Genomic DNA, 24,746 nt, shown 5'->3' on the forward strand with positions numbered 1-24,746 from the left:
CGGGCAAGCCCAGGATCGTCGCAGTCGTCGCTACCATGCGCAAACTGCTGACAATCCTCAACGCCATCATCCGGGACGAAAAACCATGGCAAAACGCTTGACTGCCAAGACAGTCGCTCTCCCCGCATGCGGGGAGAGGGTCAGGGTGAGGGGCAATGTGAAGGGGCAATCCGGAGGCGTTGCAGAAAGGCAATCCCAAGCTGCCATCCCAGGCGGCAATCGCAAGGCCGTGGCCAAAAACCGACCAGCCGACACACTCCCCCGACCGCGCAACAAAAAAGGCCCGGTCCCCCGAGCCTTCACAAACTTCCCGTCGCCAGCAGGCCAGCAAGACAACCGCTGCGGCCACAGCTTTACGACGATGACAGAACCCTAGCAGACGACCGTCACGCCGTCAAGGACTATTTTCCTATTTTGGTGTGTGATGCACCAAGGCGCAAAATGGCACTGCTTCGCGACAGGCCGGCATTCAGTTAGCGTTTAATTCTCTTCTTTCGCGCCGCCTTGCTCTTATGGAAGCGAGAGCGACCGACAGGCGGGAGCGCAGGGATAAGGTCTTTGGCAAGGAGAAACTGGAGAAGTTTTATTCCCGCATCATAGATGAACATCGCGTCAGCTCTGATGGTATCTAACGGCATTGGGACGACGTCTGCCTTCACCGTGTTTCGAGCCGTAGTCTTAACGAGGAAAACTTCTCCGGTTTTTTCATCGTGGCACCACATGTGGTGAACTATCGCATTGCGCTTATCGGCGGCCTGCTTGACCAAATCGATAAGGTCGTCAAGACGATCTAGATCGTCTAAATCATCAATTCTGATCTCTGCGACAGACTTCAAGACGTTTTCCCTAAGCGGGGCAGTCATGTGTGAGGTAACACCCCAACCTAGTTCGGCGTCAATGCCAAGGCACCCTGATATTGCCATCTGCATGTGGTCTTCAGTTTGAGCAGAGCATGCTACAGCAAGCCCTATCGCTTCTAGATACTGTGGCGGTAGTTTTCTCGGATCAAAATCAAGATTGCGGAATTTCTCGTGCATGTCAGACACCCCAAAACAGATTGACGACAAGAAGGGCGACGAGGTCTTGCGGTGTATGTGAAGACCCCACCTGAACCGAAAACCGCTCCAAAGCCGAAGCCTGGGAAGGATAAGTAAACCAAGAATAAGGGCTAATGCCCCGTTTGCCTGTCTTTGTTCGATTGCACGACGCGGTCAATTTCGTGTTTGATTTTCTCCGCCAGCGGAGAGCTGAATGCTAAGACCATCGATCCAATTTCTTCCGTATCGAGTAGAAGACCGGTCTCAGATTGGCCGTGCGCAACATTGGCATCCGCAACAGACAGACGCGGGTAATTGGGGTGGGCCGATACCTTCCCAAGTCGGTCAAGGAAACCACTTTGCATTGTTCGAACTAATAGAACCGCTTCCGCCTCTGATAGTACAACGTCAATTGAGTCAGGCAGCGCACCAACAGTTAAGACCCATGCGCCGGTTTCTTCTCGCCGTACGTTCGTTACTGCAAATCTTGCGTTAGGCACGGCGTTTCCCCTTTTTTCGAGTCGCCATGATCTTACGCGCCTTTTGCTTTGGCGTAACTGCCTTCACCAACCCGCCGACAGGTCAAACGCGTGTCGCGAGCCTGACGAACAAAATCTTCGGCGCGTTCTGCATCGCTGATCTTGAGGGCCGCACCGCGGTAATGACGGAAATCAAACTCGGCAAGATGGCGATGCAAGTGAGCGTCGGCTTCGCGCAGTTCCTCCCACTCACGCCACCGCCGCACGCTGCCACGCCCCTCCCCTTTGCCCCTCATCCGCCTGCCGGCACCTTCTCCCCGCAGGCGGGGAGAAGGACAAGCGGCACCGTCGCGGCCGTCCCCTCTCCCCGCAAGCGGGGAGAGGGTCAGGGTGAGGGGCAGCGGCAGAGGTCGAGGTCGAGGGGCAAGCGCCAGGGATTGTCGAAAGAGACAGTCCCCCGCAGCAGCCCCTTACGCCGCAGCGCTCAGCCGGTCGCGCCCCTGGCGCTTGGCCTCGTAGAGGGCGCGGTCGGCGCGGGCGATCAGGCGGTGGGCGGTCTGCGGGGTTTCGCCGCGGCCCCAGGCAATGCCGATCGACACGGTAACGAGGGGCGCGCCGTCCGGGCGGCCGGGATGGGCGAGCGACAGCGATCGGATCGCATTGATCGCGTCTTCGGCAAGCGCCCGGCCGGCCGTCTCGTCGCCATCGACCAGAAGGGTGAATTCCTCGCCGCCGAGGCGGGCGGCAAAGCCGCCGGCGCCGGCAGCACTTTCGGCAAGTGCCGCCCCGATGCGGCGCAGGCATTCGTCGCCGGCGGCATGGCCGAGCCGGTCGTTGAACAGCTTGAAGAAGTCGACGTCGACCATCATCACGGCGAGCGGCGCGCCCCGTTCCAGCCGGGCGGAGAGTTCCATGTCGAGATGGCGGCGGTTCGGCAGGCCGGTCAGCGCGTCCGTGCGCGACAGATCGCGAAAGTGGCTGCCGATCTCCTCGGCCGTCGCCGCGCGGGTGCGGGCGTCGAGCTCGGCGAGGTAGGAGCGGCAGCGCTGGAACTCGGCGTGCCAGTTGGCATAGAGCGTGAAGATGCAGCAGATCACCATCTGCAGCATCAGCGAGATCCTCAGGCCCTCGTCGAGGCCCGCCTTGACCGAAAGCCCGGCGATCGTCACCGTGCAGGTGATCAGCGTCATCGCCAGCGCATAACGAAAGCGGAACACCATCAGCATGTTGGCGAAGACCAGCGCCAGCGACAGCTCGCCCAGCGTATAGGCGGCGAGCGGCGATTTCGACATCAGCACCACGACAACCGAAAACAGCGTGACGCCCAGCATAGCCGGCAGCACCATGAACTCGCGCCAGAAGGAGCCGACGCGGGGGATCGCCCAGAAGATGACGAGGCAGGCCGGGGTCTGGACGAGAACGCGCACCAGCACGGTGAAATCATGGATGTCGGACAGCAGGTAGAAGCTGGTGATGTTGTAGAGATTGTAGAGGATCAGGCCGACCAGCGCGGTGTGCCTCATATGTCGTGTCCGCGCCTCGCCGTTGTCGGCCTCGTAGAGGGCGTCGATGTCGGGACGAAACCGAAGAAGGACGTCCACCCGGCCCCCGGCCAGGGTGTTCCTCATGCCCGCAAAAGCCATCTTGCCCCTTTCCCCGAACGTTCCTGCGCCCCCGCAAATTTAGCTTTTACTAAAAATGTGAAAACAAAGGACTAACAGAAATGGGGGCAGGCAGGTTGGGCAAGGGCACACGAGGCCCTCGCGGACAAGGCGTTGCCGGCCGTCAAGGCGATCCTTGAGGGGCCGGAGGGCGCTTACTGCGGCATCAGCGTTTCCGTCTTGCGGACCTTGAGCCCGAGGCTCAGGCGCGCGCAGGCGGGCAGCGTTTCCCCCTCGAGCACCGCGACCACCGAGCGGCCGGCCTTCGGATCGCAGAAGAGCTCGACCACACCGTCCGGCAGGCACTGGATCACCCGTTCGCGGCCGTCTGTGGTGCGCCGCACGATGAAGTCGCGGCGGCGCTTGAAGTCGGGGGTCTTCTCGGAAAAGGCGGTCTCGCATTCGGTCAGCGACGTGGCCGCCTTCTCGTAGAAGGTGGGTTCCGCGGAAAGCGCGACGGCGGGGACGGCGAGAAGAGCAAGGGCGGTCGTAAGGCTGCGGCGCATCGGCGGGAACTCCAGGAGATTCGGGTCGGCTGGAGCCTAGCGCGGGTCAGCGGGCGGCGAAACCGCCAAGTATGGGCGGACATGAGGTTGGCGGACCCGAGGCGGCGGGTCCGCCGGCAGCAAGCGGCCTTACTCGGCCGCCCCACCATACTGTTCCCAGGCCGCCATGGCGTGGCCGGCATACATCAGCGACGGCCCGCCGCCCATGTAGACGGCCATGCCGAGGGTCTCCTCGAACTCCGCCTTGGTGCAGCCGAGCTTGACCAGCGCCTCGGTGTGGAAGCCGATGCAGCCGTCGCAGCGGGTGGAGATCGCGATCCCGAGAGCCACCAGTTCCTTGGTCTTCTTGTCCAGCGCCCCGTCCTTGGTGGCGGCCTGCGCCATGGCGGAAAAGCCGGCCATCACGTCCGGGATGTCCTTGCGCAAGGTCTTGATGCCGTTGGAGATTTCCTTGGTGATTTCGAGATAGTTCTTGGACATGGGAGCCCTGCCTTTCGCACACATATAGGATTTGCGCTATATATGTACGAAGCTCTGTAGATACGCAATAACCCCGGCCGACAAAATCATGCGTCGCGGCGATCCGCCCCAGTCCGGACGAACGGCGACCGCCCCGTCGGCAGCCCGGCGGCCCCGGCTAGATGGCAGTGCAGCCGTTCTACTCGACGTCATCCTCGGCCTTGTGCCGAGGATCTACTGCCTCAAAGAGCGGCAAGCCGTGGCAGATGCCCGGGACGGGCCTGAGCATGACGGCGCGAGGATCGACCGCCCCGTCGGCAGCCCAGCCGCCAGTCAGCAAACCGGCCGGCCCCGGCTTGATGGCAGGTGCAGCAGTTCCATCGCCGTCATCCTCGGCCTCGTGCCGAGGATCTACTGCCTCAAAGAGCGGCAAGCCGTGGCAGATGCTCGGGACGGGCCCGAGCATGACGGCGCGAGGATCAACCGCCCCGTCGGCAGCCCGGCGGCCAGTCAGACGACGGGCCGCCAGTTCGTGGACAAGCGCCCCGCCTTCCATCGCCGTCATCCTCGGCCTTGTGCCGAGGATCTACTGCCTCAACGAAAGGCATCCCGTGGCAGATGCCCAGTACAGGCCCGAGCATGACGGGCAAGGTCGGCCCCCTCGCCGCTCAGGCGCTTTTCAGGACCGGCGTATAACCCGCCTCGCGGATCGCTTCCTCGGCCTTTGCCGCATCGCCCTCGACCGCCACTTCATGGGTCTTGAGGTCGATCGCCACGGCGGCGCCCGGCAGGGCCTCGGCGAGTGCCTTGGTCACGGCCTTTTCGCAGTGGCCGCAGGTCATGTCCTCGACGAGGAAGAGATGTTTTGCGCTCATGGTCAGTCCTTATCTGTTTCCGTCAGTGTCGCGTTCCTCTCTCTTGCACCTTTCCACCATGGGAAGGTCAAGCGGAAAAGCGAGAAACGGTCTGTCGACGCAATTCCGGGAAACGCCCTAGATGTCGCGGGCGGCCCGGGCGGTGCGTGCCGTGCCGCGGCGGGCGGCCGGACGCGCGACGCCGGCCGTCTTGCCGCCCGAAAGGTCGGCGAGAATCGGGCAGCTCGGCCGCTCGTCGCCGTGGCAGCAGCGGGCGAGATCGGAAAGCGTCGCGACCATCGCCTGCATGCCGGCGATCTTCTGCTCGAGCTCGGCGACATGATCGAGCGCCAGCTTCTTGACCTCGGCGCTGGTGCGGTCCTTGTCGGCCCAGAGCCTCAGCAGGCGCTCGGTCTCCTCCAGCGAGAAGCCGAGCGAGCGGGCGCGGCGGACGAAGCGCAGCCGGTGCACCTCGTCCTCGCCATAGATGCGGTAGTTGCTCGCCGTGCGATGCGCCGGCATCACGAGGCCGATCTCCTCGTAATAGCGGATCATCTTCGACGATACGCCCGAGGCTTCCGAGGCCTCGCCGATGTTCATTCCGCCCAGTCGTGCCATTGTCCTACCCATCGCGTTCCTCTCCAGCCTCACCGCGCGAGATCGGTGACACGTGCGCGCCGCAGGCGGAGCGCATTGGTCAGCACGAAGACGCTGGACAGGCCCATGGCGCCTGCGCCGACCATGGGCGACAGCAGGATACCAAAACCGGGGTAGAGGATGCCCGCGGCCACCGGGATCAGCAATATGTTGTAGGCGAAGGCCCAAAAAAGGTTCTGCCCGATGTTGCGGATCACCGCATGGCTGAGCTCGATCGCGTGGACCGCCGAGGCGAGATCGCCGCCGACCAGAACCACGTCCGCGCTTTCGATCGCCACGTCCGTGCCGGTGCCGATGGCAATGCCGGTGTCGGCGGTGGCAAGCGCCGGCGCGTCGTTGATGCCGTCGCCGACGAAGGCCACCTTGCGGCCTTCGGCCTTCAAGCGGTTCAGCACCTCGACCTTGCCGTCCGGCAGCACCTCGGCCACCACCTCGGCAATGCCCGCCGCCCGACCGATCGCGTCTGCCGTGCCGCGATTGTCGCCGGTCACCATGACCACCGAAAGCCCGAGCGCCTTCAATGCCTTGATGGCGGCGACGCTGTTGGGCTTCAACGGGTCGGAGACCGCGAGCGCCGCCGCCAGCCGGCCGTCGATCGCCACGTAAAGCGGCGTCTTGCCCTCGCCGGCGAGCCTTGCCGCGACCTCGGTGAACGGGGCAACGTCGAGCCCGAGCCTTGCCATGTAGCGGTCGGCGCCGGCCGCGACGGTGCGGCCATCGACCTTGCCGGTGATGCCGAAGCCGGCCACCGCCTCGACGCCGTCGGCCGCCGCGACGGTCAGCCCGCGGGTCTCGGCCGCCCTGACGATCGCCTCGCCGACCGGATGTTCCGAGCGGGCCTCGAGGCCGGCAGCCAGCGACAGCACCTCATTCTCGTCAAAACCCTCGGCCACCGACACGTCGGTGAGTTCCGGCCGGCCCTTGGTGATCGTGCCAGTCTTGTCCATAACGACGGTGTCGACTTCCTTCAGCGTCTGCAAAGCCTCGCCCTTGCGGAACAGCACGCCGAGTTCGGCGGCCCGGCCGGTGCCGACCATGATCGAGGTCGGGGTGGCCAGCCCCATGGCGCAGGGGCAGGCGATGATCAGCACGGCGACCGCGGCGACCAGGCCATAGGTATAGGCCGGATCCGGCCCGACGAAGAACCAGGCGAGGAAGGTTGCGGCCGCAATGGCGATCACAGCCGGCACGAACCAGGCCGTCACCTTGTCGACCATCATCTGGATCGGCAGTTTCGCCCCTTGCGCCTCGCCGACCATGCGGATGATCTGCGAGAGCATCATGTCCGCGCCGACCTTTTCGGCGCGGAAGCGGAACGAGCCGCGACCGTTGATCGTGCCGCCGATGACGGTCGCGCCTTGCGTCTTCTCGACAGGCAGCGGCTCACCGGAAATCATCGCCTCGTCGACATGCGAGGCACCGTCGATCACCGTGCCGTCGACCGGCAAGCGTTCGCCCGGGCGGATCACCACGACGTCGCCGACCACCACATCGGAGGCGGCGATGTCGAGCGTCTGACCGGCCCGCTCGACGCGGGCGGTCTTGGCCTGCAGGCCGGCGAGCTTCCTGATCGCCGCGCCGGTGCGCCCCTTGGCGCGCGCCTCGAGCAGGCGGCCGAGCAGGATCAGCGAGACGATGACGGTCGCGGCTTCATAATAGACATGCCGCGCCTCGGCCGGCAGCACCGCCGGGGCAAAGGTCGTCACCAGCGAATAGAGATAGGCCGCCCCCGTGCCGATCGCCACCAGCGAATTCATGTCCGGGCCGCCGCGCAGGAGTGCCGGCAGGCCCTTGACGAAGAAGCGCCGGCCGGGACCGGCCAGCACCGCGGTCGCCAGCACGAACTGCAGGAGATTCAACTGGTTGCCGGGCAACAGCGTCATCAGGGTATGGTGCAGCGGCGGATAGATATGGCTTCCCATTTCCATGACGAAAAGCGGCAGGGAAAACACGAGCGCGATCCAGAAATCGCGGGTCAGCCGGGCGATCTCACGCTCCTTGGCCTGCTCGTGGGTGTCCGGCTCGCCGGCCTCGGCCTGCAGTTTCGCCCTGTAGCCGGCCTTCTCGACCGCCTTCACCATGGCGGGTACGGCATTGCGTCCGCCGAGCACGGTGACGACCGCCTTGGCGGTCGCGAGGTTGGCCGCGGCGGTCTCGACCGCCGGCACGGTTTTCAGCGCCTTTTCCACCCGCGCCACGCAGGAGGCGCAGGTCATGTCCTCGATGTCGAGCATCACGGTTTCGGCCTTGGCTTCATAGCCGGCGTCCTTCACCGCCTTGACCAGCGCCTCGGCCGAAAAGCCCGGCCCCGGGGTCACGCTCAGCGTCTCGGTGGCGAAGTTGACCGCGCTCGTCTCGACACCCGCAACCTTGGCCGCCGCCTTTTCCACCCGCTTGACGCAGGACGCACAGGTCATGCCCTCGACCGGCACGATGATCGGCGACAGCGCGGGTGTTCTGGTGGCGCCCTTGGCCGGCAAGGGCGCCTGCCCGGAGCTTTCCCCACCCGTCGGATGGATCGTCTGACGTTCGTTCATCTCTTCACCTTTCGGCCATGCGGCGGCGGTCCCACGATGCAGGCCCCATATATGGGGTCCCGAAACAGGAATAGCCCACATCCACGGCACGGAAACCGGTTTCAAAAGCGCCCGAACCCGACCGGTCCAAAGGCGTCTTTCCCCTAGATGCACCTTCCCATCATGGGAGGGTCAAGGGGTGTGGGGCAAAAAATATGCGTGCTGACGCGAGGCCAGGACGCGAAGCGAGGCCCGCGGACTCCCACTCTCCCCCCTTGAGGGGGAGATGTCACGAAGTGACAGAGGGGGGTGACTTTTGTCGTTACGGCGGGCGATACCCCCCCCTCAGCCCTGCCGGGCATCTCCCCTCACGCGGGGGGAGATCGGCCAGAGGTCGGCGCAGCCCGCCCCTCATCCGCCCCCTGAGCCGGTCGCAGGGCGGCACCTTCTCCCGATGATCATGGGGAGAAGGGCCAAGCGGCACCCCACCGGCCGTCTCCTCTCCCCGTCACGACGGGGAGAGGGTCAGGGTGAGGGGCAAGCGCAACGCGACACCGGCCGGGTCAGGGTGAAGGGTAGAATTCGAGGGACGAGATCAAGCCAGCCCGGCGCCAGCTTTGACCGGTAGGAAACGAGTTCACATTCTTCCCCGTCGCGAGGATACCGGCGTGAACGTCAATGCAATGACCAATGCTTCCCTGGAAATCATCGCCTTCCGGCTGAACGACCAGTCGTTTTGCGTGAGAACGCGGTCGATCCGCGAGATCCGCGGCTGGGTGCCGGTGACCCCGATGCCGCATGCCCCTTACGAGGTGCTCGGCGTCATCAACCTGCGCGGCATGGTTATCCCGATCATCGATCTCGCTTCCAAGCTCGGCATGCAGGGCACCGAGGCCTCCGAGCGCAGCGCCATCATCGTCACCGACGTCAACGACATGACCATGGGCCTCCTGGTCGAGGGCGTCTCCGACATCCTCACCGTGCCGGCCGAGAGCCTCCAGCCGGTCCCGCACAACACCGGACAGGCGACCCAGTTCATCGACGGCATCCTCGCCCACCAGGACCAGATGATCTGCTTCCTCAACCTCGAAGAACTGTTCTCCGCCAGCGGCCCGAGCGGCGGCGGCGGTGGCGGCGGCGGTGGCGGTGGCGGCGCGGGTCCCGGCTGGGAAGAGTTTTAAGACGGGGCAGCAACCGCCCCCATCGCGATCTGACAGGCAGAAGAGACGACAGTCGCTGCCGCCGCCGTCTGCTCGCCCCATTTGGTGGGAGCAACGACGGCAGGATCCGGTCAAATCCTTGCCGCTGGCCGGGCAAAATGTTACATGTAACATTTAACCGGAGACCGATCATGGCGACATCCGTGAGCAAGCGGGTCGAAAAGCGACGGCAGGCGCTGAGGGCCATGGGCCTCAGGCCGGTGCAGATCTGGCTGCCCGATACGCGCCGACCGGGCTTTGTGGAGGAATGCCGTCGCCAGTCGCTGGCCGTCGCTCAGTCGGACAGAGGCGACCATGACCTTCAGGTCCTGCTCGATCAAGCACTGGACGATCTCGCGGAGGAGGCGGATTGAGACGCGGCGACGTCGTCACCGTGGCGGTTTCCGACGACTTCGGCAAGCCACGCCCGGCGCTGGTCATTCAGGCCGATGCCTTCGACGGCATCGGCACCGTCACCGTCCTGCTCATCACCAGCACTCTTACAGAAGCACCGCTCATCCGGCCGGGGATCGATCCCGGACCGGAAAATGGCCTGACCCGGCCATCGCAAATCATGGTGGACAAGGCGATGTCCGTGCGCCGCGAACGGATCGGCCCTGTGATCGGCCACCTCGACGAAGAGACCATGCTGTCGGTGACGCGCTCGCTCGCCGTCTTTCTCGGGATCGCCTAGCCAAAGCGGCGGCACCCATAATCAGCAACCGCCCCTCATCCGCCTGCCGGGCAAGTCGAAGGGCGGCACCACTGCTTCACGGGGCGCGGCGGAAAGCGAAGGTCTTGCCGTCGGCGGTCGAGACGAGGCCCATGCGGTGCAGCGAGGCGAGCACGGCGGAGACGGCAGGCAGAACCTTGCGGCCCTGCTTGAAGGCGATGGGAATATTGACAACCCCAAATTGTCGACCAATGATTGCGTTGGATCGCGAGATCCCATGGGGGCTATGACAATGAATATTCATAGAATCGCACTCATCGTCGCAATCCTCGTACTGCCTTTGCAACTGACCTTAGCGCACGCGTCAACCATTGGTGTGTTGTGGGCGGATGATCCTGCAGGCTCGAAGTATGAAGAACATGCAGGCTTACGCACGGCGCTTCAAGCGATCGAGGCTACTTGGATAGAGATAGATGCCAATGGCTCCTCAAGCAAACAGATCGAGGATGCCATAGGCCTGTTCGACCAGAGCGTAACTGCCTTGATTCTTGATCCTGTGGACACGATTGCCGCGTCAAGAATAAGCAAGGAAGCCAGATTGCGGGGGGTGCCTGTAATTGCTCTCGGAGCCCTTGTAGAGGATCCTTGGGTTGTCAGTGTTGATTTCGATTATCGTGCAGCAGGACGTGCGATCGCCAACAATATGATGACAGAAACGCCGGGGCAGAGTTTTCTTGTTCTTCACGAAGAGCAGAAAAATCCGGAAGACAACCTATTTCTACAGGGGCAGCTCGATGTGCTGAAACCGGCGGCGTCCGTCGGCAGAATTAGCCTTTATCAAGAGACGATCAATCCAATTTGGCCTCAGGAAATAGCTAAGCGCAATTTGGAGCAGTACCTCTTCCCCCGCGATGATCAGATAGATGCCGTCATCGCGCCGAGCGGAGAGGCAGCGAAAATTATCGCCGATTCCGAGTTTGGCGAAAAAGTCACAATTGGCGCACCTGCTAGCGACGTTGAGACGTTAGGCCGAATAAACAGCGGCAGGCAAATGGCGGGGATATGGCTAGATCGGCGAGAACTCGGCAAGGCGGCAGTGGCAATCGCAATGAAAATGGCAATGGGAGAGTCGATCAATACCACCACCATTACAATTGAGAAGCCAGATCACCTAGTCCAGGCCTTTCTGCTGGAGCCGCTCTTGGTTACCGACAAAAATCTACAGATGAAGATAGATGCCGGCTCGCTAAGCCCGCCCGAGAAGTGCAGAGTTGCATCTAACGATATGGATATCTGCGAGGGACTTTTTGCCCAGTACCGCGCCGTACCTGTCCTGTTCGGGACCGATCGCCAGCAAAACGCGACCCTATCCGGCGTAGAATACAACGACCAACGCTCGGGAAAACTCCAGCTCGGGCTCGCATGGGTAACCGTTCCCGAAGACCATCGTTTTGGTGTGGTTGAGCGCCCCGCCTCGATAGAGCTCCCCTTGGTTACGATTACGTTCGAGAAGGAAGATCCGAAGGCACATTTCACGATCGCAAGCATAAACACATTGAGCCCAAGCGAGTTCCACGCATATGCCACGCAACGTCTCTCCGCGGCAGACCGGAACGAGGGACACGCGCTGGTGTTCGTTCATGGTTTTAACGTCAAATTCGAGGACGCCCTTTATTCCACCGCCCAGCTTGTCTGGGATATGCAGTTTGACGGACTTGTAGCGCTCTACAGCTGGCCGTCCAAGGGAACAGTCAAAGACTACTTTTATGATGTCGATAGCGCCCGGCAGTCTCGTGACAAGATGTCGGCATTCCTCGACCTTATAAAATCCGTGCCCGACATTCAGAAGATCACCTTGGTCGCCCACAGCATGGGCAGTGCAGCGCTGATAGAAGCACTCGCTGATCAGGCCTCCCGCACTGACTTTACTCCGTATGATGACATTATCTTCGCCGCCCCCGATGTGGATGCGGACGATTTTGCAAGTCTTGCGTCTCGCATCATTACCTTCGCTGACGGGGTCACGCTCTATGCCTCCTCCAGTGATCGGGCATTGCGGGCATCGAAGTCATTGCGATCACACATGCCGCGTGCAGGAGACTCCCCTTCTAGCGGCCCGTTGATCCTGAAGGGGATCGACACGATCGATGCTACCGCGGTAAGCAACTACGTTTTTGGCATCAATCACAGCTATTTCGCCAACGACCGTTCCGTCGTCGATGATATTGCCGCATTGATGTTGTCGGGAATTCGCCCACCTGACAGACGGACACCAACCCTTAGAGCTGTGAGCTCGGCAACTGGCGCCATATACTGGCAGTTTCCGAAGTAGGTGGCCCAGCACAGCCCCGCCCCCTACTCCGCCCCTTCCCCGACATGCAACGGCCAGTCGACCACATAATCCTCGAAATCCTCGACGGCGACGTCGTCCTCGGAGACGGTGCGGTCGCGGGCGGAAATGCCGGCCTCGTGGACGGTTTCGCGGTCGCCGGAGACGAGGTAGTGCCACCAGTAGAGGTCGCGGCCCTCGCCGACCAGGCGGTAGGCGCAGGTCGGCGGCAGCCAGGCGATCTCGTCGACGCCCTTGACGGTGAGCTGGATGCAATCCGGCACCGTCTCCTGGCGGTTCTCGTAGTCCTTGCAGCGACAGCTCTCCCCGTCGAGCAGGCGACAGGCGACCGAGGTGAAGACGACCTCGCCGGTGTCCCAGTCCTCGAGCTTGTTCAGGCAACAGAGGCCGCAGCCGTCGCAAAGGCCTTCCCATTCGGAAAGGCTCATCTCGGCGAGCGTCCTGGTCTTCCAGTAGGGTGTGTCGTTCATCGCCATTCCCGAGCCTTGTGCCGGGCCGTCCGTGCGGGGGCCAGCCCCTCGCTTTTTTCTTGTTCTTTGCCCGCAAATCGACAATCTATCAGCCAATTGTAAGGCATGCCGATTTGCCCGGCGCTTTTCAGGGGACGGTCTTGGCCCCTGCCGGCGGTCGCGTCAAGGGCGCAGGCCTTCTCGTTGAAGGATTGAAGTGCACGTGGCCGAGGAACGTCCGCCGGAAGACCAGAAGAAGCCGCGCCTCAAGCGCCACATCCTGCTTCGCGTCGACAGCTGGATCGACTCGACGATGTGGAATGCCGGCTTCCAGCTCGCCGAAACCTGGGAGGAGATCACCATCTTCTTCCGGCGTTTCCGGGTGCGCGGCTGGAAAAAGCTGTTCTTCGAGGTGCTCGGCGAGGGCATGACGCTCGGCACCGCCGGTTTCGTGCTGCTCCTGGCGCTCGCCCAGCCGGCCTTCGAGGAAACCAAGAAGGACTGGCGAAACCACGGCGACTTCGCCGTCACCTTCCTCGACCGCTACGGCAACCTGATCGGCCATCGCGGCATCATCCACGAGAACTCGGTGCCGATCGACGAGCTGCCGGATCACCTGATCAAGGCGGTGCTGGCGACCGAGGACCGGCGCTTCTTCGAGCATTTCGGCATCGACTTCCTCGGCCTTGCCCGCGCGATGAGCGAGAATGCCAGGGCCGGAACCGTCGTGCAGGGCGGCTCGACGCTCACCCAGCAGCTCGCCAAGAACCTGTTCCTCACCAACGAGCGGTCGATCGAGCGCAAGATCAAGGAAGCCTTCCTGGCGCTGTGGCTCGAGGCGAACCTCACCAAGAAGGAAATCCTGTCGCTCTATCTCGACCGCGCCTACATGGGCGGCGGCACCTTCGGGGCGGCGGCGGCGGCACAGTTCTATTTCGGCAAGCCGCTGACCGAGGTGAACCTCGCGGAATCGGCGATGCTCGCCGGCCTGTTCAAGGCGCCGGCCAAATATGCGCCCCACGTCAACCTGCCGGCGGCACGCGCCCGCGCCAACGAGGTGTTGTCCAACATGGTGCAGGGCGGCATCATGACCGAGGGTCAGGTGATCGCCGCGCGGCGCAATCCGGCAAGCGTCATCGACCGCGACGAGGCGGAGGCGCCGGACTTCTTCCTCGACTGGGCCTTCGACGAGGTGCAGCGCATCGCCGCCAAGTTCAAGGACCATACGCTGGTGGTCCGCACTACCATCGACACCGGCCTGCAGAAGGCGGCGGAAGAGGCGGTCGCGGCGAACCTGCGCGAATATGGCGAGAGCTACAACGTCAAGCAGGGCGCGCTGGTGATGATCGAGAACGGCGGGGCCGTGCGCGCCATGGTCGGCGGCCGCGACTACGGCGAAAGCCAGTTCAACCGCGCCTCGCGGGCGCTGCGTCAGCCGGGCTCCTCGTTCAAGGTCTATACCTATTCGCTCGCCATGGAATCGGGCCTGACGCCGGATTCGCCGATCGTCGACGCGCCGATCTCGTGGGGCAACTGGAGCCCCCACAACTACGGCAACAGCTATGCCGGCCGCATCGACATCAAGACTGCGCTCGCCAAGTCGATCAACACGATCCCGGTGCGCCTCGCCAAGGACAAGCTCGGCCCGGGCGCCATCGACAAGATCATGGCGGAGGCCAAGAAGTTCGGCGTCGAGACGCCGATCCGCAAGGACGTGACGATCCCGATCGGCACCTCGGAAGTGACCGTGCTCGACCAGGCGACCGCCTATGCCGTTTTCCCGGCCGGCGGGCTGCAGTCGCGGCGCCACGGCATCGGGCAGATCACCAATTATGCCGGCGACATCCTATACGACTTCGAGCGTGACGAGCCGGCGCCCGAGCGCGTGCTGTCGGAGACGGCGGCCGCCTACATGAACCAGATGCTGACCCGCGTGCCTTACGTCGGCACGGCCCGGCGCGCCGCCGTCGACGGGGTCCTGACCGGCGGGAAGACCGGCACCACCCAGGCCTATCGCGACGCGTGGTTCTGCGGCTTCACCGGCAACTACACGGCCGCCGTCTGGTTCGGCAACGACGACTACACCTCGTCCAACAACATGACCGGCGGCTCGCTGCCGGCGATGACCTTCAAGGCGCTGATGGACTATGCCCACCAGGGCATCGACCTTCGCCCCATCCCGGGCGTCGAGACCCCGCCGCCGGAGGCGCAAAAGGAAATCGCCAAGGCAAAGCCGGCCGAGGAAGAGGGCAAGCTGCCGCCGATGGTGCGCCCGCGTTCGCTCTCGGCGGAAACGACCCGGATGATCCGCGGCATCGCCCGCATGCTCGACGAAGCCAAGCCGATCGTGCTCGATCCGCAGAAGGTCGCGAGCGTCGACTGACGCATTTCGCGACCTTTGCGAAGGCTCGGCTTACCCCCGATTAACCACAAGGCGCGGTCGGCATTTGTCATGCCGGCAAATCCCCTCAATTTAAGAGGGGATTAATCAGCCACGGCCTAAGCCTCGCGACGAATTCAGGACACCCCGTCTCCCCGAAGACCCTTGGAAGAAGCATGGATCTCTGGTTCGGCCTCGATGCGCTGCCCCGCCTGACCGATGAACAGGCCGCCTCCTACGAGCAGGAGCGGTCTGCCTCGCGCAACCGCGCGCTCGCCCGCACGACGGTCGCGGTCGGTGCCTTCTACCTGCTGTACGGGCTCGTCGACATCCTGCTGCTCGGCGACATCGCCTGGCTTTCCCTTTCGCTCCGCTACGGCCTGATCCTGCCGCTGATGCTGGCGCTCGGCTGGTACCAGAGCGGCCAGCATCCGATCCGCCACAAGGAGATCGCCACGCTGGCGATGGCGATCGCCGGCAATGTCGTCTGGTGCATCATTGTGGCGGCCAGCGACAATCCGGCGGCGCTCCACTATTACTATGCCGCGGCGGTGTTCCAGATGGTGGTGACGATCGCGGCCCGGCCGACCTACGGCCTCGCGCTTTCCGCAAGTCTCGTCACGGCCGTGATCAATTACGGCTTCATCGGCTTCGTCGAGGGCATGACGGCGGTGAATGTCGCCCATCACCTCGCGGTTTATCTGCCGACCGTGGTGCTCACGCTGGTCGCCAGCCACCAGCTCGAAGTCGAGCGGCAGCGGGCCTTCCTGCAGATGCACGAGAACGAGGCGCTGAAGCGCGAGCTGTCGCGGCAGAACGACGACCTGGCGCGGCTCTCCTCCACCGACCCGCTGACCCAGCTGCCGAACCGGCGCGGCACCGAGGCCGAAATCGCCCGGCTGCGCCGGACGCTGAAGCCGCACGAACTGCAGAACTCGGCGGTGCTGATCGTCGACATCGACCACTTCAAGGCGTTCAACGACAGCTATGGCCATGGCGCGGGCGACGGCTGTCTGCGCGAGGTCGCGCGTGCCATGCGCCGCGACCTGCCGGACACGGTGCACCTCGCCCGCCTCGGCGGCGAAGAATTTCTCGCGGTCATGCCGCTCACCGACCAGACGCGGGCCGGCATGTTCGCCGAGCGGGTGCGCCGGGCGGTCAGATCGCTGTCGATCGAGCATGCCCATACCGGCGACCGCAATCGTCATGTCACGGTGAGCATCGGGGTCGCCTGCGGCTCGATCGCCAGCGACACGCTGCTTAACGAGCTGCTGGAGGCAGCGGACGAGGCGCTTTACGGGGTGAAGGGCGACGGCCGGAACGGCTGGCGGCTGGCACCGTCTCCCGGCGGATCACGTAGCATCGACGCCGCGTAATCGCGCTCGGGGAGGATCGGCGGTGCGGCTATTCGGTGGTATCGGCCGGGGGCACGCGGCGCTGCGTCTTCTTGAGCAGAACGATGGTCTGTTCCGTCGCCGGGACGGCTTCCTGGGCAGGCGGGATGCTGGCGGTGGTCATCTGGCGATCGACGTCGATCGCAGCGCTGGTGTTGTGATAGGCGCAATCGGCAAAGGCGGCACCGGCCGAAAGGGCAAGCGCCAGAACCATCAGGGAAAGCGTTTTCATCGATCATTCCTCCGTTGACTTGGCCTGCATTGAATTGACCTCAAGAGGATAGCGCGTTTTTCCGAAGTTGCTAAATCACGATTTCGGGTAGGGGAGCCGCCCTGCGGCATCCCTTCGGCGGGACCGCCACCAGATCGGCGTCCCGCTCTCCGCCGGAGGACGTAGCCCGCTTACTCGACAGACGGGAAAAAGGGCGGGCGATGGATCAATCCGGCCCAATCGGCTATGGTCGTCCGTTCGATGTCCCGGGGCAAGGGGCGGTCAAGGCCGCTTGCCCCGGGACAGGTAGCGCAGGCCGAGAGGAGTTGCCCATTGAGTGTCGCCTTCGTCAAGGAAGAGAGTGCCGAAGCCGCTTCGGAAACCCTGCTGCCCGATCGTCCGATCTCGCCGCATCCGAACCTCGTCACCGAGACCGGGCTGAAGGCGCTCGAACGGCAGCTTGCAGAGGCGCGTGAGGCCTATGAGGCGGCGACGACCATCGAGGACGTCAACGAGCGGCGGCGCCAGTCGGCCGGACCGCTCCGCGACCTGCGCTATTTCTCCGAGCGCCTTCGCACCGCCCAGCCGATGCCCGCCCCGAGCACCACCGACACGGTGGCCTTCGGCAGCACGGTCACCTTTTCGCGCGACGACGGCCGGGTCCAGACCTATCGCATCGTCGGCGAGGACGAGGCCGACCCGAAGGCCGGTTCGATCTCCTACGTCTCCCCCGTCGCCCGCCTGCTTTCCGGCAAGTCCGTCGGCGACGTGGTGAGCATGGGCGACCAGGAACTGGAGATCACCCGGATCGTCTAAGGCGCCTGCGGGGTCGGATTGCCCCGCCGTCAGCCAGCCGAAAGATGCTCGGCATAACGCGAGGGCGGCAGTCCGGTGAAGCGGGTGAAGGCGGTGCTGAACGCGCTTGCGGAGCCGTAGCCGACCCGTGCGGCGATCTCCTCAATGCCGGTGTCGCGGGCGATGAGCAGGTTCTTGGCGAGCGCCATGCGCCATGACAGCAGATATTCCATCGGCGCCACGCCGATCGCCCGGCGGAACCGGTTGAAGAAGGCGGAGCGTGACAGGGCGGCGGCGCGGGCGAGTTCCTCCACCGTCCAGGACCGCGACGGCTCGCCGTGCAACCGCCGGATCGCGGCGGCAAGACGCTCGTCGGCCAGCCCGCGCAAAATGCCGGGGGGCGCCGTCTCGCCGGCGCCCGAGCGCAAGGCCTCGACGAGCAGCACCTCCAGCAGGCGCTCCACGATCATGTCGCGTCCCGGCCGGTCGGCCCGCGCCTCGTCGGTCACCAGCCGGACGATCGCCGAGAGCCGCGCATCGCCCTCGACATGGAGAAGCCGGGGCAGGAGCGACACCAGCAGCGCCGCGTCCGGCGATCCGAAGACGAAGTGTCCGACCAGCATCAAAACCTCTGCGGGGCCGTCGGGATTGCCGTGCCGCGTCTCGCCGGGAAGCTTTGTGACGGCAAGCGGATCGGCGCCCGTGACGTCCGCTTCGGCGAGGCTCGACATGGCAAAGGCCTGGGCCGCGGGGATCAGGACGAAGTCGCCGGCGCAAAGAGTGAACGCCGCATGACCTTCGGCCTCCAGCCGGGCTTTGCCATCGAGGACGACGCAATAGAACGGCCGGCCGCTCTCCTCACGCTCGACACGCCAGGCCCCTGCCCCGCTCACCACCTTGGAAAAGGGTGCCCCGGGCTGAAGCAATGTGACGATCTCGGCCAGTGGATCCCGCAATCGATACTCCTGATAACGAAACTTGGATTATGCATTATGTAAAATCTACATCCGTCTGTCTAGTTTCGAAAAAACCAAGACGGAAAAAGGAGACACCCATGAAAACCGTTCTCATCACCGGCTGCTCGTCGGGCTTCGGGCTCGAGACCGCGAAGCTCTTCCTCGACAGGGGATGGCGCGTCGTCGCGACCATGCGGACGCCGCGACAGGATCTCCTGCCGCAGTCCACCAACCTGTCGATCATGGGGCTCGATATCCGCGACCCGGACAGCATTCGCGCCGTGGTCGATGCGAGCGGCCCGATCGACGTGCTGGTCAACAATGCCGGCATCGGCTGGCTGAACGCCGTCGAAGGCACGCCTCTGGCCATGGTGCGCGACCTCTTCGACACCAACACGATCGGCACCATCGCCATGACCCAGGCCGTGCTGCCGCAGTTCCGCGAGCGGCGGGCCGGCGTGATCGTCAATGTCACGTCCAGCGTGACGCTGAAGCCGCTCGCGCTTCTGTCCGCCTACACGGCAAGCAAGGCGGCGGTGAACGCGTTCACCGAGTCCGCGGCCCTGGAACTCGCGCCCTTCGACATCCGCGTGCGGCTCGTGCTGCCCGGCCGCGCGCCGGCGACGCGGTTCGGCGAGACGGCACGCGCCCGGATGCAGGAACAGGGCGGCTTTCCGGAGGCCTATTCCGCTGTGGTTGCCGGCGTCTTTGCCGGATGGGAACAGCAGGCAGACGCGGAGATAACGACCGCCTCGGACGTTGCGGAAGCCGTGTGGCGCGCAGCCACCGATCCGTCGTCGCCGACGCGCCTTCCCGCTGGCGCCGACGCCTTGGCCCTGGCCGGCTGACGGAGATCCCGCAGGACAAGTCGTGGTCGCCGAACCGTCCATCACCCCCACCCGCCGCTTTACGGCGACCTCCCCCCTCAAGGGGGAGGTGGGTGGCTGTCGCGTCCGCCGCCCGTTCCCCGAGACGGAGAAACATCCGCCACTTTGACCGGGACTCTGTGAGGCGGGGTTGGCTGTCGCCTCTGGCACCCTCCCCTCGAGGGGGAGGGTCGGACCGAAGGTCCGGGGTGGGGTGAGACGTGGTCCTGACATAAGACCCAATCCGGACAGGTGCGCGCGCGCCAGCGATGATGGCGCCCTGGACGGTCATCGCCGCCAGATCTTCCGCCAGCTCTCCCGCTTTCGCGGCAACGGCGCCGCCGGCCTTCACCGGATCGCCGGGATTGCGTAGCATCGGTCCCGAATCGATCCCGGCGAACCGAGGAAGGCGACGATGATATTTCCTGCCCTGACCGCATTTTATGCCGGCCTGTTCGGCCTGCTGTTCATCCTGCTTTCCGTCTGGGTTTCGGCCGGCCGGGCGCAGTTCAGGGCGCATCACGGCGATGCCGGCGATGTCCGGCTGCAGCGCCGCATCCGAATCCAGGCGAATTTTGCCGAATATGTGCCGATCGCGCTGATCCTGATCGGGCTCTGCGAGGCGGGCGGATCGGCGCCGTCGATGGTCCGCGCCCTTTTGATCGCGCTGCTCGTCGCCCGCCTCGTCCACCCGTTCGGCATGGTGGCGCCGGAAGGCTCGCTGCAGCAATATGCACTGCGCGCGCCGGCGATGATGGCGACCTGGACGGTCATCGTCGTCGCTTCGCTCATGGCGCTTTTCCACTGAGTTCAAACCCCAATCAGAACGCCATTCCCGCCTGCGTTTTGGCCCTAAGGTCGTGCTGAAGTCGCCTCCCCCGCCGCCTGCAGCATGAGCCCGAATTCGGCCATGGCGCGGATGACCTTTTCCATTTCGCGCCCGAGCGGGGTCAGCTCGTATTCGGTTTTCGGAGGCACGCAGGGATAAATGGTCTTCACCACCAAACCTTTCACCTGAAGCAGGGCCAGCCGGTCGGCGAGGATCTTCGGCGATATGCCGGCAAGGGCCCGCTGGAGTTCGGAATAGCGTTTCACACCTGACACCAGCTCGCGCACGATCAGGGTCGTCCATTTTCCCTCGAGCACCTCTGCCGCACGGCGGACGGGGCATTCCGCCTCGCAGGCCCCTTGCAGATATGTTTCCGATGCGAGGCCCATGGCGCTTTCCAATTTGATAGTGACTATAAATAAAGTGCATACTTCACAAAATGAAGCAAGGTGCCTTATCTCCCAAGATCAGTGGATTTCACAGTATCGAAGGAGATATCGAATGACTGCTCTCACCTGGGTCTGCCGCATCGTCGGCCTCGTGCAGATCGCGCTCGGGGTTCTTTACATCGCCGTGCCGGGCGGGTTTCTTGCCTGGCAGGGGATTTCGGTCGCCTCGCCGGAAGTATTCTATCCGCTTGGCATGCTGGCTGCCCGGTTCCTCGTCTATGGTGTCGGAATGTTCGTCATTGCCGGCGATCCGCTGCGCCACCGGGCATGGCTCGACGGCATGATCGCCATCCAGGGCATCGACTTCCTGGCCGGCCTCTTCTATTCGCTGACCGGCGTCATCGGGTTCGAGGTTTCCGCATTTCCGATGTTCAACGCGGTCGTCATCGCGGTCCTGCTGACGTGGCTGCGCCCGCGGGCAGTCTGGGAAGGCAATACACGTGCGGCCGGCTGAGATGTTCGAGCGACTGGCGGTCGGGGCGCTGATGGCGGCCAGTCCGCCGCGTCTGTTCGATTACATCGCGGGCCTGCACTGGCAGCGCAGCATGCTCGACGAGTGGACAGGCGGGTTTCCGTTCCGGCCGGGGGGATCCATACTCGACGTCGGATGCGGCCCGGGCGCGCTGTCGGCATCGCTCCAGGCCGCAGGTGCCAACGTCACGGGGCTCGACCGTTCCTCGCGCATGATCGCGCTGGCGCGGCGCAAATATTCCGGCGGCGGCGCAAGGTTCGCCGAAGGCGATGCGCTGGCCCTGCCCTTTGGCGAAGGCACGTTTCAGGCCGTCGTGGCCGCTTCGCTGGTCAATGTCGTGACAGGTCCGGAAGTCCTGATCGCCGAGATGACGCGGGTGACGGTGGTAGGCGGTTACGTTTCGGTCCTTTTTCCGGTTCTTGAGTTCGATACCGCCAAAGTCGATCGGATCGCCGATGAGCTGGTGGTCACAGGCTTTTCGCGGACGGTGCTCGGTTGCTGGCAGGCCTGGTCGCGCAAACTGTCGCCGGAAACGGTTTCCGGCCTGTTCGAGGATGCGGGTCTGTCCGAGATTTCGGTTCGGCCCCTGCTGTCCGGTGCAGCGGCCAGCGTCACCGGACGCAAGGTGACATCCATCGGCGGAACCTGATCGCGTGCTGTTGCCGCCCTCCCCGGACCGTCCCCGAACCTTCCCCTTGCCTAGAATCAGTGATACCGCTTTCAGCCGTCACCAAGGGTTCAAAAGACAAACGTGTTCCGGGTTCCTCTGCTCATCGCGCTCACGCTCGCCATCGCGTTCGGCGGCGGCATTCTGACGACGCTTTCGGCGCTCAACGCGTCTGCCGGCTTCGGTGCGATCCGCATCGGGGTGTGGAGCGCCTTTCCCGACGTGCAGACGGCCAATGCCGATCCTTACGCCAAGTCGCACCGCGCCAAGGCCGGCCGGCTGCTCTACGGATCGGCGGAGGGCCTGACGTTTACCGCCGCCTCCGACGAGGCGGGCGAACAGCTGAACGGCACCTGCACCTATAAGATCTCCGGCAAGACGCCGACGGCGCGGCTCTGGACGCTCTATGCCGCCGACCCGGACGGCCGGCCGCTCGCGACACGGGCCGAACTTCCCGCCGCACACAATTCGCAAGGCATCCTGCGCAACCGCGACGGCTCCTTCGCCATCACCGTCTCCCCGACCGCCAAGCCGATGAACTGGCTGGCGCTGCCCGATACCGGCGCGTTTTCGCTGGTGCTGACGCTGCTCGACACGCCGGCGGCCGGAAGTTCCGGGCTGATCGGGCTGGAAATGCCGAAGGTCGAGCGCCTGGGGTGCGGCAATGAATAGGATCATGCATGCCGTCGTGACCGGCATCGTCGGCGCAGCGCTGCTTCACATCATCATCATCCTCTCCCTGCCGAACTTCACCGGCAAGGACGCCTTCACCAGGGTCAGGGCGATCGGCCCGTCGCACAGCTTCCACAGCCTCGGCGACGTGGCGAAGGACGACGGGCTCACCAATGTCGACCCGTTCATCAAGACCGCGGTCTGCCATTTCGACATCGCCCGCCAGCCGCTCCGTCTCCTGGCGCGTGGCGGCCCGAGCTTCTGGTCGCTCGCCATCTATGACAAGGATTCCAACGAGGTCTTCAGCATGAACGACCGGACCTCTGTCGGCGGAAATCTCGACATGGTGTTGGCAACGCCGGTGCAGCTCTCGCAGATCCGCAAGGCACCGGGCGCGGCGCTGACCCAGTCGATCCTCGTCGAGCACAAGGGCACGACGGGCTATGTGGTGCTGCGCACCATGGCGCCGCAGCCGAGTTTCGAGGCTGAAGCCGCGAGCTTCCTCGAAGAGGCGGTCTGCACTCCCCTTTCCGGCCCATGAGGACGGGGCGGGTTTCCGATCAATAGGCCAGCTGGTCGATGCCTTCGCCGGGACGCGGCAGGGCCTGCAGCAATCCCTCCGGCCGCATCGGCGCCGGCTCGAAGCGCTCGTAGCGTATGCCGGTGAACAGCAATATCTGCGCCGCGCCGGACGCCTTGCGCGTCGACTTGCCGTTCAGCTCCAGCCGATCCTTGATCTTTATGATTTCCGCCATGCTCGTCTCCTTCAAAACAAAGAAATCGAGACGGATGAATGCCGTGATCTCACCCTGCCCTTCACGTGAAGGGCCAGCACATCCCCGGAGGCCGAACCGCCCCTGACTGAAGGGGACGAACACGGCGCGAGCGGAGCATCTGCGCCTTTCTCCTTGCGCATCACCGGAGGGGGGAGCCGTTCCTGCCCTCCTGGGGGCACGCAACTACGGTCGAGGCCAGGTCGCGCGAATCATGTTCCGGCGCCTTCGCCACCTTTCGATTTGGCCACAGCTTAGTTAACAGCTTGCTAACAAATAGCGTCTAATCTGTCCCAAATGGGTATTGCGTAAGCGTGGGTCTTGCCGTGAGCGATCAGTTTCGGGAACTGGAAAAGCCGTTAAGCGTGAGGAAGAGGGACGTTGTGCTGATGGCGACGGTCACGAGTTTCGAGAACCTGCAGTTTCCGTCGAAATCGGAGCTCAGGCAATTCGCCGAGCTCTTCACCCCGCTGTTTCAGGCATCGACGGTCGAGGCCCGACGCCAGGCGGTGGCGGCACTGTCGCAATGCCCGAACGTTCCGGGCGCCGTCGCGCTCTTCATCGCCTCGCAGCCGATTTCGATCGCCGCACCCTTTCTCGTCTCCTCGCCCTGCCTTTCCGACGAGCTGCTGATCACCATCGCCCGCACGCAAGGGGCAGAACACGCCCGCGCCATCGTGCGCCGCGAGCAGCTGTCGCCGACCGTAATCGACGCACTGGTCGGCCTTCGCCACGGCGAGCCGGCACGCACGCCCGCGAAGAAGACCTCGTCAGATACCACCGATGCCGCCGCGCCGATGGCTGTGGCCAAGCCGCCGGTACAGCCGGCCGTTCCCGGCACACAGCTCACGACGGCGGAGCGCGAGGAACAGCTGCGCGACCAGATCCGCCGGCTTGCCACGCATGTGAACCGGCCGCCGGACGACCGGCTCGGCCTGCGCACCGTAACCCCGATGCAGGAGGCGCTTCTCGTACGCTTCGCCCGCAATCGCGAGGCCGGTCATTTCGCCACCACGCTCGCCGACGTGCTGTCGTCCAGCCGCTGGCTCGCCGAGCGCATCCTGCTCGACATTTCCGGCCGGCAGCTCGCCACCACGCTGATCGGGGTGGCGATGAACCCCTCCGAGGCGCTCTACGTGCTCACCCGCCTCTATCCGCATCTCGCCAAGGAGAATGCCGGCGTGAGCCGTGCCGAGGCGCTGATTTCCGGCCTCGACGCGATCGAATGCGAGGAGCGGGTCGACACCTGGCGGCGCGCCGACAGCTACACCTTCGACGACGCCAGCGCCGACGCCGTGCCGCAGGCTGCCAATTCCTCGGCTCCGTCCAATGGTCCGGCCCCCGCCATCCGGCCGTCGACCCAGGCGGTGGACGAGCGCGGCCGGCAGGTTCTGCGTCACCGGATGCGCTGACCCGGCGCCGGCAGCAGCCGCACACCTCCC

At 64.3% G+C, this 24,746-nt stretch carries 29 protein-coding genes and 1 pseudogene; 15 read left to right on the plus strand and 15 right to left on the minus strand.

The genetic code is table 11. The features are described 5' to 3' along the window. Nucleotides 1-101: pseudogene (locus HHL25_RS21895) on the plus strand (IS110 family transposase); the annotation flags it as partial. A gap of 372 nt (nucleotides 102-473) precedes the next feature. Here HHL25_RS21895 and HHL25_RS21900 read toward each other — a convergent pair. The 9 genes from HHL25_RS21900 to HHL25_RS21940 form a co-directional block, all read right to left on the minus strand. Then, nucleotides 474-1,037 (minus strand): hypothetical protein, encoded by a 564-nt coding sequence (locus HHL25_RS21900; RefSeq protein WP_169595371.1) that lies wholly within the window; start codon nucleotides 1,035-1,037, stop codon nucleotides 474-476. Nucleotides 1,038-1,569: 532 nt separating this feature from the next. After that, the gene (locus HHL25_RS21905; RefSeq protein WP_169595372.1) at nucleotides 1,570-1,782 is read right to left on the minus strand and encodes a hypothetical protein; all 213 of its coding nucleotides are present in this window, start codon (nucleotides 1,780-1,782) and stop codon (nucleotides 1,570-1,572) included. A 204-nt stretch (nucleotides 1,783-1,986) separates the two neighbouring features. After that, on the minus strand, nucleotides 1,987-3,159 hold the full coding sequence (locus HHL25_RS21910) for a GGDEF domain-containing protein (protein WP_246701941.1): 1,173 nt from the start codon (nucleotides 3,157-3,159) through the stop codon (nucleotides 1,987-1,989). Nucleotides 3,160-3,332: 173 nt separating this feature from the next. Then, nucleotides 3,333-3,683, minus strand: a complete 351-nt coding sequence (locus HHL25_RS21915; RefSeq protein ID WP_169595373.1) for a hypothetical protein — start codon at nucleotides 3,681-3,683, stop codon at nucleotides 3,333-3,335. Nucleotides 3,684-3,812: 129 nt separating this feature from the next. Continuing rightward, entirely contained in the window at nucleotides 3,813-4,163 is a 351-nt protein-coding gene (locus HHL25_RS21920; protein ID WP_169595374.1) for a carboxymuconolactone decarboxylase family protein, read from the minus strand. Between the two features lie 178 nt (nucleotides 4,164-4,341). Next, nucleotides 4,342-4,707: a hypothetical protein gene (locus tag HHL25_RS21925; protein WP_169595375.1), complete on the minus strand. Its 366-nt coding sequence runs from the start codon at nucleotides 4,705-4,707 to the stop codon at nucleotides 4,342-4,344. Between the two features lie 103 nt (nucleotides 4,708-4,810). Continuing rightward, complete coding sequence (locus tag HHL25_RS21930) at nucleotides 4,811-5,017, minus strand: heavy-metal-associated domain-containing protein (RefSeq protein ID WP_169595376.1); 207 nt, start codon at nucleotides 5,015-5,017, stop codon at nucleotides 4,811-4,813. A 117-nt stretch (nucleotides 5,018-5,134) separates the two neighbouring features. Next, nucleotides 5,135-5,596: a Cu(I)-responsive transcriptional regulator gene (cueR, locus tag HHL25_RS21935; RefSeq protein WP_169595484.1), complete on the minus strand. Its 462-nt coding sequence runs from the start codon at nucleotides 5,594-5,596 to the stop codon at nucleotides 5,135-5,137. 47 nt (nucleotides 5,597-5,643) lie between these two features. Further along, a complete protein-coding gene (locus HHL25_RS21940; protein WP_261345131.1) occupies nucleotides 5,644-8,190 on the minus strand; it encodes a heavy metal translocating P-type ATPase in 2,547 nt (848 codons plus the stop codon). A 662-nt stretch (nucleotides 8,191-8,852) separates the two neighbouring features. Between HHL25_RS21940 and HHL25_RS21945 the strand changes: the two genes are divergently transcribed. From HHL25_RS21945 to HHL25_RS21955, 3 genes are all read left to right on the plus strand, one after another. Then, a complete protein-coding gene (locus tag HHL25_RS21945; protein ID WP_169595486.1) occupies nucleotides 8,853-9,350 on the plus strand; it encodes a chemotaxis protein CheW in 498 nt (165 codons plus the stop codon). A 170-nt stretch (nucleotides 9,351-9,520) separates the two neighbouring features. Next, complete coding sequence (locus HHL25_RS21950; RefSeq protein ID WP_169595377.1) at nucleotides 9,521-9,742, plus strand: antitoxin MazE family protein; 222 nt, start codon at nucleotides 9,521-9,523, stop codon at nucleotides 9,740-9,742. Further along, nucleotides 9,739-10,062 carry a type II toxin-antitoxin system PemK/MazF family toxin gene (locus tag HHL25_RS21955; protein WP_169595378.1) on the plus strand — a complete coding sequence of 108 codons (324 nt, stop codon included), beginning with the start codon at nucleotides 9,739-9,741 and terminating at the stop codon, nucleotides 10,060-10,062. Before HHL25_RS21950 ends, HHL25_RS21955 begins: the two co-directional genes overlap by 4 nt. A 76-nt stretch (nucleotides 10,063-10,138) precedes the next feature. On the opposite strand, the gene HHL25_RS21960 is transcribed toward HHL25_RS21955, so the two are convergent. After that, the gene (locus tag HHL25_RS21960; RefSeq protein ID WP_169595379.1) at nucleotides 10,139-10,345 is read right to left on the minus strand and encodes a hypothetical protein; all 207 of its coding nucleotides are present in this window, start codon (nucleotides 10,343-10,345) and stop codon (nucleotides 10,139-10,141) included. On the opposite strand from HHL25_RS21960, the gene HHL25_RS21965 reads away from it, so the two are divergent. Then, nucleotides 10,334-12,373 (plus strand): alpha/beta hydrolase, encoded by a 2,040-nt coding sequence (locus tag HHL25_RS21965; RefSeq protein WP_169595380.1) that lies wholly within the window; start codon nucleotides 10,334-10,336, stop codon nucleotides 12,371-12,373. The two genes, HHL25_RS21960 and HHL25_RS21965, sit on opposite strands and share 12 nt — an antisense overlap. Before the next feature lie 23 nt (nucleotides 12,374-12,396). Here HHL25_RS21965 and HHL25_RS21970 read toward each other — a convergent pair whose 3' ends face one another. Beyond that, nucleotides 12,397-12,861 (minus strand): YcgN family cysteine cluster protein, encoded by a 465-nt coding sequence (locus HHL25_RS21970; protein ID WP_169595381.1) that lies wholly within the window; start codon nucleotides 12,859-12,861, stop codon nucleotides 12,397-12,399. 202 nt (nucleotides 12,862-13,063) lie between these two features. Between HHL25_RS21970 and HHL25_RS21975 the strand changes: the two genes are divergently transcribed. Beyond that, nucleotides 13,064-15,223 carry a transglycosylase domain-containing protein gene (locus HHL25_RS21975; protein ID WP_315853112.1) on the plus strand — a complete coding sequence of 720 codons (2,160 nt, stop codon included), beginning with the start codon at nucleotides 13,064-13,066 and terminating at the stop codon, nucleotides 15,221-15,223. Nucleotides 15,224-15,396: 173 nt separating this feature from the next. After that, nucleotides 15,397-16,596 (plus strand): GGDEF domain-containing protein, encoded by a 1,200-nt coding sequence (locus tag HHL25_RS21980; protein ID WP_169595382.1) that lies wholly within the window; start codon nucleotides 15,397-15,399, stop codon nucleotides 16,594-16,596. 28 nt (nucleotides 16,597-16,624) lie between these two features. Here the strand turns inward: HHL25_RS21980 and HHL25_RS21985 are convergent, their stop codons facing one another. Continuing rightward, nucleotides 16,625-16,846, minus strand: a complete 222-nt coding sequence (locus HHL25_RS21985) for a hypothetical protein (protein WP_169595383.1) — start codon at nucleotides 16,844-16,846, stop codon at nucleotides 16,625-16,627. Nucleotides 16,847-17,158: 312 nt separating this feature from the next. On the opposite strand from HHL25_RS21985, the gene greA reads away from it, so the two are divergent. Further along, nucleotides 17,159-17,641 carry a transcription elongation factor GreA gene (gene greA, locus HHL25_RS21990; RefSeq protein ID WP_169595384.1) on the plus strand — a complete coding sequence of 161 codons (483 nt, stop codon included), beginning with the start codon at nucleotides 17,159-17,161 and terminating at the stop codon, nucleotides 17,639-17,641. Nucleotides 17,642-17,670: 29 nt separating this feature from the next. On the opposite strand, the gene HHL25_RS21995 is transcribed toward greA, so the two are convergent. Then, nucleotides 17,671-18,576 (minus strand): AraC family transcriptional regulator, encoded by a 906-nt coding sequence (locus HHL25_RS21995; RefSeq protein WP_169595385.1) that lies wholly within the window; start codon nucleotides 18,574-18,576, stop codon nucleotides 17,671-17,673. 98 nt (nucleotides 18,577-18,674) lie between these two features. Between HHL25_RS21995 and HHL25_RS22000 the strand changes: the two genes are divergently transcribed. Further along, complete coding sequence (locus tag HHL25_RS22000; protein ID WP_169595386.1) at nucleotides 18,675-19,424, plus strand: SDR family oxidoreductase; 750 nt, start codon at nucleotides 18,675-18,677, stop codon at nucleotides 19,422-19,424. A gap of 433 nt (nucleotides 19,425-19,857) precedes the next feature. Continuing rightward, entirely contained in the window at nucleotides 19,858-20,250 is a 393-nt protein-coding gene (locus tag HHL25_RS22005; RefSeq protein WP_169595387.1) for an MAPEG family protein, read from the plus strand. Nucleotides 20,251-20,294: 44 nt separating this feature from the next. Here HHL25_RS22005 and HHL25_RS22010 read toward each other — a convergent pair whose 3' ends face one another. Continuing rightward, on the minus strand, nucleotides 20,295-20,660 hold the full coding sequence (locus tag HHL25_RS22010) for a winged helix-turn-helix transcriptional regulator (RefSeq protein ID WP_169595388.1): 366 nt from the start codon (nucleotides 20,658-20,660) through the stop codon (nucleotides 20,295-20,297). Nucleotides 20,661-20,772: 112 nt separating this feature from the next. Here HHL25_RS22010 and HHL25_RS22015 point away from each other — a divergent pair, with 112 nt between their 5' ends. From HHL25_RS22015 to HHL25_RS22030, 4 genes are all read left to right on the plus strand, one after another. Further along, nucleotides 20,773-21,174: a hypothetical protein gene (locus HHL25_RS22015; RefSeq protein WP_169595389.1), complete on the plus strand. Its 402-nt coding sequence runs from the start codon at nucleotides 20,773-20,775 to the stop codon at nucleotides 21,172-21,174. Continuing rightward, nucleotides 21,161-21,841 (plus strand): class I SAM-dependent methyltransferase, encoded by a 681-nt coding sequence (locus tag HHL25_RS22020; RefSeq protein ID WP_169595390.1) that lies wholly within the window; start codon nucleotides 21,161-21,163, stop codon nucleotides 21,839-21,841. The genes HHL25_RS22015 and HHL25_RS22020 overlap by 14 nt, the downstream gene beginning before the upstream one ends. Before the next feature lie 102 nt (nucleotides 21,842-21,943). Continuing rightward, complete coding sequence (locus HHL25_RS22025) at nucleotides 21,944-22,531, plus strand: DUF1214 domain-containing protein (RefSeq protein WP_169595391.1); 588 nt, start codon at nucleotides 21,944-21,946, stop codon at nucleotides 22,529-22,531. Then, nucleotides 22,524-23,072, plus strand: a complete 549-nt coding sequence (locus tag HHL25_RS22030; protein WP_169595392.1) for a DUF1254 domain-containing protein — start codon at nucleotides 22,524-22,526, stop codon at nucleotides 23,070-23,072. Before HHL25_RS22025 ends, HHL25_RS22030 begins: the two co-directional genes overlap by 8 nt. A 19-nt stretch (nucleotides 23,073-23,091) precedes the next feature. Here HHL25_RS22030 and HHL25_RS22035 read toward each other — a convergent pair whose 3' ends face one another. After that, a complete protein-coding gene (locus tag HHL25_RS22035; RefSeq protein WP_169595393.1) occupies nucleotides 23,092-23,286 on the minus strand; it encodes a hypothetical protein in 195 nt (64 codons plus the stop codon). Between the two features lie 344 nt (nucleotides 23,287-23,630). Between HHL25_RS22035 and HHL25_RS22040 the strand changes: the two genes are divergently transcribed. Beyond that, nucleotides 23,631-24,716, plus strand: coding sequence for a DUF2336 domain-containing protein (locus tag HHL25_RS22040; protein ID WP_169595394.1), 1,086 nt, complete (start codon nucleotides 23,631-23,633; stop codon nucleotides 24,714-24,716). Nucleotides 24,717-24,746: the final 30 nt, after the last annotated feature.

It is taken from the genome of Rhizobium terricola, from assembly GCF_012927355.1.
Taxonomy (GTDB): Bacteria; Pseudomonadota; Alphaproteobacteria; order Rhizobiales; family Rhizobiaceae; genus Allorhizobium; species Allorhizobium terricola.